The sequence below is a fragment of the Kitasatospora phosalacinea genome, from assembly GCF_000717185.1.
Classification (GTDB): Bacteria; Actinomycetota; Actinomycetes; order Streptomycetales; family Streptomycetaceae; genus Kitasatospora; species Kitasatospora phosalacinea_A.
This window is the reverse complement of record NZ_JNYE01000153.1, coordinates 1-11,382: the sequence shown is the minus strand read 5'-3', so window position 1 is coordinate 11,382 and position 11,382 is coordinate 1. Positions and strand designations below refer to the sequence as shown.

Genomic DNA, 11,382 nt, shown 5'->3' with positions numbered 1-11,382 from the left:
GGTGGGTGCGCGTGGGCAGGGGTGGGTACGGGCGGGGGTGGGTACGGGCGGGGGTCGAGAGCCGCGAGCCTACTACTTCCTGACCACCCGTTCGTAGGGTGAAAGTGCATCGTGATCGGCTGTTGTCCGGATCGTCCTTTAATTTCCCGACCGGGTTCTGTCATGGCCCCGACCTGCGGCCCTGCGGCCGGTGCGGGGCGTTGCCGCTCGGTGACTCTGGGCAGCGCCGCGCCGATCCGGTAGCTTCGCCGGTACCGCTCCGGCCGTGCGGGCCGGAGACGGGAACGGCGGGATCGGGGGGACCGTGCGAGAGTTCAGCAGCCCCGCGCTGGGCGGTGCGCCGACCGGCGGGCTGGCCGACTCGGTGTTCGACCGGGCGGAGCGGGAGCCGCAGCTGGTGCAGCTGTCGCGGCGGGCGGGCGGCGGCGCCTGGGAGCCGGTGACGGCGGTTCAGTTCCGGGACGAGGTGCTCGCCCTGGCGAAGGGCCTGCTGACCCGCGGGGTGCGCTACGGCGACCGGGTCGCGGTGATGTCGGCGACCCGCTGGGAGTGGACGCTGTTCGACTACGCGCTCTGGGCGGTCGGGGCGATCCCGGTGCCGGTGTACCCGACGGCCTCGCCGGACCAGGTGCGCTGGATCCTGGCGGAGACCGCGGCGGTGGCCTGCGTGGTGGAGGACGAGGACCAGGCGATGACGGTGGGCGCGGTGTGCGACGCGCTGCCGGAGCTCACCGGCATCTGGCAGCTGGACCGGGGCTGCGTGGCGCAGCTGGCCGCGGACGGCGCGGGCGTGCCGGACGCGCTGGTGCACCGCCAGCGGCTGGGGGTCTCGCCGGACTCGCTGGCGAGCATCGTCTACACCTCGGGCACCACGGGCCGGCCGAAGGGCTGCCTGCTGACGCACGGGAACTTCGCCGCGGTGGCGGACACCATGCTGGCGGGCTGGGACGAGGCGTTCCGCGACACCGGCGGCGGGCAGCCCGCGACGCTGCTGTTCCTGCCGATGGCGCACGTGTTCGGACGGATCACCCAGGTCGCGGCGGTGCGCGGCGGCGTCCGGATCGGCCACCACGCGAAGGTGTCGGCGGACAGCCTGCTGCCCGCGCTGGCCTCCTTCGGGCCGACCTTCCTGCACGCGGTGCCGTACGTCTTCGAGCGGATCCACCGCCGGGCCCGGGAGGCCGCGGAGGCGGCGGGGCGGCTGGAGCTGTTCGAGCAGGCCGAGCAGGTGGCGGTGGAGTGGGCGGCGGCCCGCGAGCGCCGGGCGCACCGCAGCGGCCCGGGCCCCTCGCCCGCGCTGCGGCTGCGGCACGCGGCGTACGAGCGGATGGTGTACCAGCGGGTGCGGGCGGTGCTGGGCGGCCGGGTGCGGACGGTGATGTCGGGCGGGTCGGTGCTGCGGCGGGAGCTGGGGCTGTTCTTCGCGGGCGCGGGCGTGACGGTGTACGAGGGCTACGGGCTGACCGAGTCGTCCGCGCCGGTGACCGCGAACCCGCAGCGGCGGGCGAAGTTCGGCACGGTGGGCCGGCCGCTGCCGGGTTCGACGGTGGCGATCGCCGAGGACGGCGAGGTGTGGGTGAAGGGGCCGGGGGTGTTCTCCGGCTACCTCAACCACCCGCGCTGCTCGGACGAGGCGCTGTGCCGGGGCTGGCTGGCCACGGGGGACCTGGGCGAGCTGGACGAGGACGGCTACCTGACGCTGACCGGCCGGAAGAAGGAGGTGATCGTCACCTCCAGCGGCAAGAACCTGGCCCCGGCGGTGCTGGAGGAGCGGGTGCGGATGCACCCGCTGATCGCCCAGTGCCTGGTGGTGGGCGACGACCGGCCGTACCTGGCGGCGCTGATCACGCTGGACCAGGTCGCGCTGGCGCACTGGCTGCGGGCCCGCGGGCGGCCGCCGCTGGACGTGTGGCAGGCACTGTCGGACCCGGAGCTGCACCAGGAGGTGCAGCGGGCGGTGGGGGCGGCGAACACCACGGTGTCGCGGGCCGAGTCGATCCGGGCGTTCCGGCTGCTGCCGCGCGAGTTCTCGGTGGAGGACGGGCTGCTGACGCCCTCGTTGAAGATCCGCCGCTCGGCGGTGGCGGAGCGCTACGCGCAGGACATCGAGGAGCTCTACGCCGGTTGACCGATCCCGGACGCCGGTTGGGCCGTTCCGCTTGACCGCCGGGATTGGTCCAGTCCATTGTGTGCACCGGCCTGGTGCGGCAGGGCCCCCACCGACCCCCGCCCCCTCCGGGAGTCACTCCTCCGCCCGTCCCCCACACTGGAGTTGACCCGTGATCGGTTCCGCCCGCCGCCGTCTCGCGGCCCTCGCCGCCACCGCCGCGCTGACCTCCCTCGGCACCGTCCCGGCCGCGCACGCGGACGCCGCGCCCCCCGCGCCGAACCTGGCCACCAACCCCGGCTTCGAGATCCCCGCCCTGCCGCTGGCCGACTGGGGCTCGGTCCCCGGCTGGCACTGCGCGGCGGGCGAGGGCGCGGTCACCGCCGCGGCCCGCACCGGCGGCTCCGCCCTGGCCCTCACCCCCGCCTCGGCCGACTCCACCGGGCAGTGCACCCAGACCCTCGCGGTGCGCCCGGACACCACCTACACCTACCGCGCCTGGGTGCACGGCTCGTACGCCTTCCTCGGCGCCGTCGGCACCGGCCACGACGTGCCCCCGGCCTGGACGGCGTCCACCGGCGACGGCTGGCAGCAGCTGGCCACCTCCTTCACCACCGGCCCGGCCACCACCTCGGTGCAGCTGTACGTGCACGGCTGGTACGGCCAGGGCCCGATCGCGGTGGACGACGTCACGGTGAGCGGCGACAGCCCGGCGCCCGCCCCGCTGGTGAACAGCGTGCCGACCGCCGACCCGGTCGTCTTCGTCACCGTCGACGACGGCTGGACGCGCGACCCGGCGGCCGCGCAGCTGATCGCCGACCGGCAGGTCCCGGTCACCGCGTTCCCGCTGCCGATGCCGGAGGGCTTCGAGCCCGACTACTTCGCCCGGGCCACCGCCGTGCCCGGTTCGACGATCGAGGACCACACCGTCTCGCACCGCGACCTGACCACCCTGTCGCTCGCCGAGCAGCAGGCCGAGATCTGCGACGCCCGGGACGCGGTCACCGCCCACTACGGCACCGTCCCGACCCTGCTGAGGCCGCCGTACTTCGCCTGGAACGCCGACACCCAGCGGGCCGCCGCGAACTGCGGCATGAAGTACCTGGTCACCGCGAACGCCGACTTCGGCTGGGGCGCCTCCGGCACCTCCCACCCCGACGGCTCGCTGCAGCCCGGCGACATCGTCATCCTGCACTTCACCGACACCCTGACGACCGACCTGCAGCGCGCCCTGGACGCAGCGGCGCGGGCGGGCCTGCGGCCCGCGGCGCTCACCGGCTACCTGCGCTGAGCCCCCGGCGACACCGGTGGCCGGGCCCGTCGTACGGGCCCGGCCACCGGTGTTCGTCCCCCACGGACGTCTCGCGGACCACCCCGCGGACCACCCCGCGGACCACCCCGCGGATCGGGCCTCGGATCAGACCGCGGCTCAGGCCACGGCTCAGGCCGCGGCGCTGAACAGCGGCAGGTAGCCGTTGGCCTGGCCGGCCGAGTTCGGGTGGTAGCTGTCGCTGATCGGCAGCGAGGTGCTGTTCAGCCACTGGGTGGAGGAGCCGCAGATCTCGTGCCCGGCGAACGCCGACCGGACGTCCTTGAAGGTGAACCCGGCGTCCGCCGCCTGCTTGGCGATCACCGTGTCCAGGGTGTCGGCCGCGCTGTTGATCGCGGTCCGCTTGGTGTTCGAGATGCCGAAGATGCAGGTGCCGGGCACCTGGTAGAGGTGCGGGTAGCCGAGCACCACCACGTGCGCGTTGGGCGCCTTCGCCTTGATCTGCGCGTACAGGCTGCTGAGCTTGCTCGGCAGCGTGTTGGTGGCGTAGCTCTTGGCCGTGTTCACGGCGCTCAGGCAGGAGCTCTCGCTGTCCAGCACGCAGGTCTGCATGGTGGAGGCGAAGCCCGCGTCGTTGCCGCCGATGGTGAGCGACACCAGCGTGGTCGAACTGCTCAGCGCGCTCAGCTGGTTGGCCGACACGTCGCCGGTCTTCGCGCCCGAACAGGCCACGAAGGCGAACGAGGTCGGGGCGTGCGCGGCCTTCCACAGGTACGGGTACGCCTTGGTGCTGCGGCTGCAGCTGCCGCTGTCGCTGGTGTAGCTGCCGGAGCCGACGCCGGCCGAGTACGAGTCGCCCAGGGCGACGTAGTTGACGCCGGCGGCGTTCGCCTGGGTGGCGGCGACGAGGGTGGTGACGGACAGGGCTGCCGCGGTGAGCGCGACGGTGACGGCACGGACGCGAGACATCTGATCCTCCATGAGTGACGCAGGCCACACTTGGATACCAGTCAGTAGCCTCGGGGGGAAGCGGTCATGCCAAAGAAATTGACGAACACTCACCGAACGGGACCCCAACGTTCGCTACGCGCGCAGACCCACCCCTGACCTGGGCTGCAGAAATCCCCCCGGCGGGCCGTCGGAGCGCCGTTCCGGCGGAATCGGCTCCTCCGTGCCCGCACGGAACCGACCGCACCCCCCGGCGGGTCCGCCCGCGCCCTCAGCCGGCCCGCCCGCGCCCCCCGGCGGGACCGGTCGCGCCGCTCAGCGGAACCGGCAGCCCGCGGACGGCAGTTCCTCGATCGTCTCGTCCGCCCGCACCGGCACGCCCCAGCGCGCGGCCGCCGCCGCGACCGCCGCCCGCGCCTGCCGCAGCCCCGGCAGCCCCCAGCCGAGCAGCTCCACCGCCAGCCCCGGCGCCACCAGCAGCCGCCGGTAGTGCCGCCCCGAAGCCGGGTCCGGCGCCGACGGGCCCACCGCGCGCAGCGCCGCGGCCATCCGCACCCGGGCGCACTCGTGCCCGCCGTTGGCCGAGCCGACCCGGTCGTACAGGTAGCCGAGGTACAGCGGCCCCTCGATGACCGCCTGGGCCTCCTCGCCCGCCTCCCGGGCCAGCGCGCTGCCCGGGTCCCCCGCGTCCTCCGGCTCCAGCGACCCGCCGGGCAGGCTGACCACCCCGTCCCGCGGGTTGACCAGCGTCAGCACCCGCCCGTCCGGCGCGAACAGCCACCCCCAGGACTGCTTGACCGTCAACCCGGCGGGCACCTGCTCCCCCGGCCGCCACGGCCAGCCCGCGTTGGGCCGGCGGCGCACCCGCCCGAGCAGGTCGGAGATCTCCGGGCTGTACTCGATGCCCATCGCCACTCCCTCCGCTCACCGGCCGGCCCGCCGCGCCACCTGATGATCTTCCCCGAACACCCGACCGATGAACAGCCCCGACCGCCACCCGGGTCACCGCGTCTGCTACGGGCGCCCGCGAGCGGTCCGGCCGGGGCGGTGTCCGGGACCTGTGATACTCGTACCGGAGCACCGGACGGACGAGGGGCGGCAGGCGATGCGGCGGGGAGCGGGCGAGTGAGGCTGCTGCACACCTCGGACTGGCACCTGGGCCGGTCCTTCCACCGGGAGAACCTGCACGCCGCGCAGCGGGCCTTCCTGGACCACCTGGTGGAGACCGTCGCCGCCGAGCGGGTCGACGCGGTGCTGGTCGCGGGGGACGTCTACGACCGGGCGCTGCCCGGCCTGGAGGCGGTGGCGCTGTTCGACGAGGCGCTGTGGCGGCTGTCCGAACTGGGCGTGCCCGCGGTCTTCATCTCCGGCAACCACGACTCGGCCCGCCGCCTGGGCACCGCCTCCCGGCTGCTCGACCGGTCCGGCATCCACCTGCGCACCGACCCGGGCGCCCTGGCCGAACCCGTCCTGCTCGCCGACGAGCACGGCCCGGTCGCCGTGTACGGGCTGCCGTACCTGGAGCCCGCCCTGGTGCGCGAACGCCTGGGCCTGGCCCGGGGCGGCCACGAGCAGGTGCTGGCCGCGGCGATGGACGGCGTCCGCGCCGACCTGGCCGCCCGCCCCGCGGGCACCCGGGCCGTGGTGCTGGCGCACGCCTTCGTCACCGGCGGCGCCCCCAGCGACAGCGAGCGGGACATCGCGGTCGGCGGCGTGCAGTCCGTCCCCGCCGCGGTCTTCGACGGCGTGCACTACGCGGCGCTCGGCCACCTGCACGGCTGCCAGACCCTGGCCCCGCACCTGCGCTACTCCGGCTCCCCGCTGGCGTACTCCTTCTCCGAGACGACGCACGAGAAGTCGATGTGGCTGGTCGACCTGGACGGGGCGGGCGCCGTCGAGGCCCGCCGGGTGCACTGCCCGGTGCCGCGCCGGCTGGCCCAGCTGCGGGGGCGCCTGGACGAGCTGCTGGCCGACGGGAAGCACGGGTACGCCGAGGACCGCTGGGTGCAGGCCACCCTGACCGACCCGGTCCGCCCGGCCGACGCGATGGAGCGGCTGCGCGCCCGCTTCCCGCACACCCTGCAACTGCTCTTCGACCCGGAGGGCGGCGAGCGCACCGACGGGGCCTCGTACGCCCAGCGGGTCAGCGGGCGCACCGACCGGGAGGTGGTGGAGGGCTTCGTCGCGCACGTCCGCCCCGGCCGCGAACTCGACGGCGGCGAGCGGGCCTGGCTGCTGGAGGGCCTGGAGGCGGTGCGCCGCACCGCCTCCGCCCGGGCCGAGGAGAACGCCCGGTGACCTCCCGCCGCACCCGCCGCCGCACCCGCCGCCTGGAGGACGCCCGATGAGGCTGCACCGGCTCACCCTCACCGCCTTCGGCCCGTTCGCGGGCACCGAGCGGGTCGACTTCGACCGGCTCTCCGCCGCCGGGCTGTTCCTGCTGCGCGGCGCGACCGGCGCGGGCAAGAGCAGCGTGCTGGACGCGGTCTGCTACGCCCTGTACGGCGAACTGCCCGGCACCCGCCGCAGCAACGGGGTGCGCAGCGACCACGCCGAAGCGGGCCTGCGCACCGAGGTGGTGCTGGAGGTGACCCTCGGCGGGCGGCGGCTGGAGGTCACCCGCAGCCCCGAGCAGTGGCGCCCCAAGAAGCGCGGCACCGGCCTGACCGCGGACAAGGCGCAGACCCTGCTGCGCGAGTGGGCCGCCGACGCCGGGGAGGGCGGGCCCGGCTGGGTGCCGCTCAGCCGCTCGCACCAGGAGGCGGGCGAGGAGCTGACCCGGCTGCTGGGCATGAACCGCGAGCAGTTCTGCCAGGTGGTGCTGCTCCCGCAGGGCGACTTCGCCCGCTTCCTGCGGGCCGACTCCAAGCAGCGCGCCGAACTGCTCGGCCGGCTCTTCGACACCGGCCGGTTCGACCAACTGGAGCGCTGGACGGCCGAGTTGCGCAAGCAGCACGAGTCCCGGGTGCAGGGCGGGCGGCAGCGGGTGCACGCCCTGCTGGCCCGCGCCGAGGAGGCCGCCGGTCCGCTGGCCGCCGACGCGGCCGCCCACCACCCCGGCGAGGACGCCCCGATCGCCGAGGCCCTCGGCTGGGCCGCGGTGCTGCGCAGCACCGCCGCCGAACGGGCCGACGCGGCAGCCCTGCGGCTGGCCGCCGCCGAGGCCGAACGGGCCGCCGCCCGCGAGCAGTTGGAGCGGCACAGCGCCCTCGCCGAACGGCAGCACCGCCACCAGCGGGCCCAGCAGGAGCGGCTGCGGCTCACCGACCTGGCCGCCCGCACCGCCCCGGAACGGGCCCGGCTGGAGGCCGCCCTGGCCGCCGAGGCCCCCGCCCCGCTGCGCGCCCCGCACCGCGCCGCCCAGGCCGCGCTGGCCGCCGCCACCACCGAGGAGGCCGCCCGCCGCACCGCCCTGGCCGCCCGCGCGGCCGCCGCCGGCTGGAGCTCCCCGCTCGGCACCGCCGAGGAACTCCAGGCCGCCGAAGGGCTGTTGCGCGCCGAGACCGGCCGCCTGGAGGCCGCCGCCGCCGACGAGGCCCGCCACGGCGCGCTGCTCGCCGACCGCACCCGGCTGCAGCACAGGCAGGAGGAGGCGGAGGCCCTCGCCGAGGACTCCCGCCGCTGGCTGGAAGACTTCACGGACCGGCTGGAGCGGCTCCGGCAGGACCGCGAGGACGCCCGCGCGGCCCGCACCGAACTGGAGCAACTGGATGCCCGACAGCAGGAGTTGAAGCATCAGCTGGGCTCCGCCGAACGGCACCTGCGGCTGCTGGACGACCTCGCCGCCGCCGAGGACGAACGCCGCACCCGCACCGACGCCGCGCAGGGCGCCCGGCAGCACGCCCTGGACCTCCAGGAGCGCCGACTCGCGGGCATGGCCGCCGAGTTGGCCGCCGCCCTGACCCCCGGCACCCCGTGCCGGGTGTGCGGCTCCCCCGCCCACCCGGCCCCCGCCGAACCCGCGGCCGGGCAGGTCACCGCCGAGGACGAACGCCGCGCCCGCACCGCCCAGCACGCCGCCGAGGCCGAACTCGCCGCCGCCGAACGGCGGGTGGCCGCCGTCACCGCGGACGCCGCGGCCGCCGGGGCCGCCGCCGGAGGCCGTACGGCCGCCGAACTCGCCGCCGCCATCGCCGAACTGACGGAGCGCCAGCAGCAGCTCCGGCAGGCGGCGGACCGCTGGCTGCCGCTGGGCCAGCAACTCGAACGGCTCGAACGGGACGGCGCCGCCCACCGCGAGCAGCTCCGCCAGGCCGGCGAGCAGCGCGCTCGGCTGACCGGCCAACTCGGCGCCCTGAGCGCCGAACTGGCCGCCCTCGACGCCCGCCTCGCCACCGCCCGCGGCGACGCCCCGTCCGTCGCCGCCCGCGCCGCCGCCGTCACCGCGCTCGCCACCGCCACCACCGCCGCCCTGGCCGCGACCCGCACCACCGCCGCCGCCACCGCCCACCACCGGGACACCGCCGAGGCCCTGCTGCGCGCCGCCCGCGACGCCGGCTTCCCCGACCTGGACGCGCTGGCCGCGGCCGCCCTGCCCCCGTACGAACTCGACGCGCTGCGCGGGAAGTTCAAGCAGCTCGACGCCGACCTCGAACTGGCCGCCGCCCAGCTCGCCGACCCCGCCCTGCTGGCCGCCGCCGAACTCCCGCCCGCCGAGGCCGGCCCCGCCCGCGCCGCGGCCGCCCGCGCCGACGACCTGCTCGCCCGCGCCCACCGCACCGCGCACGAGGCCCGCACCCGGGTGGCCGACCTGGCCCGGATCGGCCGCGACCTGGCCGCGCTGGCCGCCGAACTCGCCCCCGTCCTGGACGCCCACGCCCGGGTCAGCCGGCTGGCCGCCCTGCTCGCGGGCGCCCCCGCGGAGAACGCGCTGCGGATGCGCCTGGAGTCGTACGTCCTCGCCGCCCGCCTGGAGCAGGTCGCGGCGGCCGCCAGCCGGCGCCTGCTGAAGATGTCCGGCGGCCGCTACACCCTGGTCCACAGCGACGGCCTGGTCTCCGGCACCAAGCGCTCCGGCCTCTCCCTGCACGTCGTCGACGCCTGGACCGGCCGCGAGCGCGACACCGCCACCCTCTCCGGCGGCGAGTCCTTCTTCGCCTCCCTCGCCCTCGCCCTCGGCCTCGCCGACGTGGTCACCGACGAGACCGGCGGCATGCCCCTGGACACCCTCTTCATCGACGAGGGGTTCGGCACCCTCGACGAGAACGCCCTCGAAGAGGTCATGGACGTCCTCGACTCCCTCCGCGAACGCGACCGCGCCGTCGGCATCGTCAGCCACGTCGCCGACCTCCGCACCCGCATCCCCGCCCAGCTCCTGGTCCGCAAGCACCGCACCGGCTCCACCGTCCACCACACCACCCGCGAGGACGCCTGACCGCGCCCCGGCCCGACCCGACCCGGCCCCGCTCCTCAGCCGGTCCAGCCGGTCAGCCGGTCAGCCGGTCAGCCGGTCCAGCCGTTGCCGTACTCGAAGCCGTCCTCGCGGGTGCCGCCCTGGCAGGAGGGCGCCTCCTCCCGGTCCGGCTCAGGCCCCGGCACCTCGATCGTCGTCATCGCCCCGCTCCCCCTCCGCCACGAACGCGGCCGCCAGGCGGCCCCAACTCCGTACGTCCGCCAGGGTGCGCGAGACGTGCAGCCGGGCGTTCGGGAGGTGGGCGGCCAGGGTGCGGGCGGTGGCGAGGGGGTGCCGGGGGTCGGTGTCCCAGGCGAGCAGCAGGACGGGGTGGGTGAGGCCGCGCAGGGCCTCGGGGGCGGGCAGGTCGGACTCGGCGGAGGCCCGCAGCGCGGCCGGGAGGAGCGGTTCGGCGAGGTCGAACTCGGTGGTGTACCGCGGCGCCCCGGCGAGGACCGCGGGCGGCCCGGACAGCCGCGCCGCGGTCTCCAGCACGCCCCGGCCGCGGCGTTCGACCAGGGCCGCGGCGGCCCGCAGCCCGCTCCGGCGGGGCTCCCGGGCTGCCCAGGCGACCGCCGGGATCGCCAGCACCAGCCGCTCGAACCGCTCGGGCCGGGCCAGCGCGGCCCACAGCACGGTGGCGCTGCCCATGGACGCGCCGAACCCGCTGACCGGCGCGCCGGGCGAGAGGTGGTCGCAGAGCGCGAGCAGGTCGGCCGCGAGCGAGGAGTACCGGTAGTCGGCCGGCACCGCCCGCCCGGTGGACTCGCCGTGCCCCCGCGCGTCGTACCGGGCCAGCCGGTGCGTCGCCGTGACGGGCGTCCAGTCGAACAGCCCGGCCCGCCGCTCGTGCGCCCGGCTGGACAGCGCCCCGTGCGCGTGCACCACGAGCGGCCCGCGCCGCCCGGTGGTGCTGTACGCGAGGGTGGCGTGCGGCCGCGCGAACCGCCCCTCCACGGCCCCCTCACCGGTCACGGGGCGGTCAGCCGGAGCAGGCGGCGCGCTGGGCCTGCTGCCAGGTGCAGACGGGGCACAGCGGGCTGCCGGGCGCGTCGGCCGGGTACTCGGTCGGCTCGCCGCACAGCACGCACGCGGCCCGCTCCCCCGGCCCGCCGGGCTGCAGCCCGCGCAGCGCCTGCCCGGGGTCGGCGGACACCTCGCAGACCTGCTCGGTGACCGGCCACGTCCGGTCCGCCGCAGCAGCGGCGTCAGCAACGTCGGCAACGTCAGCAGCAGCGGTTTCGGCCTCGGTCTCCGGGTGCTCTCCCATGCCGGACAGGGTACGCCCGACCACCCGGCCTCCGACGCCGCGTCCCGGCGCCGCCAGAACTGGCGCGGGGCGTGGCCCTCCCGGCGCAGCCGGTGCCCGGTGCAGCCGATCCGCTCGGCGTCCACCACGAGCAGCGGGCCGCCCTGGGGCTCGTCCAGGTCGCGGCCGCGTTCGACGTGGTCGGCCTGTCGGCGGTGGGCGGGCCGGTGGTGGGCGGACCGCGGGTCGGGGCCCGGGGGTCGGCGGCGGTGCCCACCGCACCGCCGTGACCCGTGGTGACCCGCGGGCTGCCGCCGGGCGGATGCTCCTATGGATGTCAAGCGGCTTCGGTGAGGTCGCTTCGAGTGGTTGGCGGGTTTGTGCGAGTGGGGTGGATCGACCGCATCAGGGCGCGG

The 11,382-nt window shown here is 76.5% G+C and carries 9 protein-coding genes; 5 read left to right on the top strand and 4 right to left on the bottom strand.

The window, feature by feature from the left end; all coding sequences use genetic code 11:
- Positions 1-304: 304 nt before the first annotated feature.
- Together OO57_RS36170 and OO57_RS40145 are read left to right on the top strand one after the other, a co-directional pair.
- Positions 305-2,128 (top strand): AMP-dependent synthetase/ligase, encoded by a 1,824-nt coding sequence (locus tag OO57_RS36170; protein ID WP_033257049.1) that lies wholly within the window; start codon positions 305-307, stop codon positions 2,126-2,128.
- Positions 2,129-2,279: 151 nt separating this feature from the next.
- Positions 2,280-3,398 (top strand): polysaccharide deacetylase family protein, encoded by a 1,119-nt coding sequence (locus tag OO57_RS40145; RefSeq protein WP_051778700.1) that lies wholly within the window; start codon positions 2,280-2,282, stop codon positions 3,396-3,398.
- 150 nt (positions 3,399-3,548) lie between these two features.
- Here the strand turns inward: OO57_RS40145 and OO57_RS36160 are convergent, their stop codons facing one another.
- Complete coding sequence (locus tag OO57_RS36160) at positions 3,549-4,346, bottom strand: SGNH/GDSL hydrolase family protein (protein WP_106974203.1); 798 nt, start codon at positions 4,344-4,346, stop codon at positions 3,549-3,551.
- A gap of 294 nt (positions 4,347-4,640) precedes the next feature.
- Complete coding sequence (locus tag OO57_RS36155; protein WP_199811395.1) at positions 4,641-5,234, bottom strand: NUDIX hydrolase; 594 nt, start codon at positions 5,232-5,234, stop codon at positions 4,641-4,643.
- A 216-nt stretch (positions 5,235-5,450) separates the two neighbouring features.
- Here OO57_RS36155 and OO57_RS36150 point away from each other — a divergent pair, with 216 nt between their 5' ends.
- Together OO57_RS36150 and OO57_RS36145 are read left to right on the top strand one after the other, a co-directional pair.
- Positions 5,451-6,623, top strand: coding sequence for an exonuclease SbcCD subunit D (locus OO57_RS36150; RefSeq protein WP_033257047.1), 1,173 nt, complete (start codon positions 5,451-5,453; stop codon positions 6,621-6,623).
- Between the two features lie 46 nt (positions 6,624-6,669).
- Positions 6,670-9,699 (top strand): AAA family ATPase, encoded by a 3,030-nt coding sequence (locus tag OO57_RS36145; protein ID WP_033257046.1) that lies wholly within the window; start codon positions 6,670-6,672, stop codon positions 9,697-9,699.
- A gap of 150 nt (positions 9,700-9,849) precedes the next feature.
- Here OO57_RS36145 and OO57_RS36140 read toward each other — a convergent pair whose 3' ends face one another.
- Positions 9,850-10,674, bottom strand: coding sequence for an alpha/beta fold hydrolase (locus tag OO57_RS36140; RefSeq protein WP_033257045.1), 825 nt, complete (start codon positions 10,672-10,674; stop codon positions 9,850-9,852).
- Positions 10,675-10,699: 25 nt separating this feature from the next.
- Complete coding sequence (locus tag OO57_RS36135) at positions 10,700-10,987, bottom strand: hypothetical protein (protein WP_158715362.1); 288 nt, start codon at positions 10,985-10,987, stop codon at positions 10,700-10,702.
- Positions 10,988-11,058: 71 nt separating this feature from the next.
- Between OO57_RS36135 and OO57_RS47290 the strand changes: the two genes are divergently transcribed.
- On the top strand, positions 11,059-11,256 hold the full coding sequence (locus OO57_RS47290) for a hypothetical protein (protein WP_033257043.1): 198 nt from the start codon (positions 11,059-11,061) through the stop codon (positions 11,254-11,256).
- Positions 11,257-11,382 lie beyond the last annotated feature (126 nt).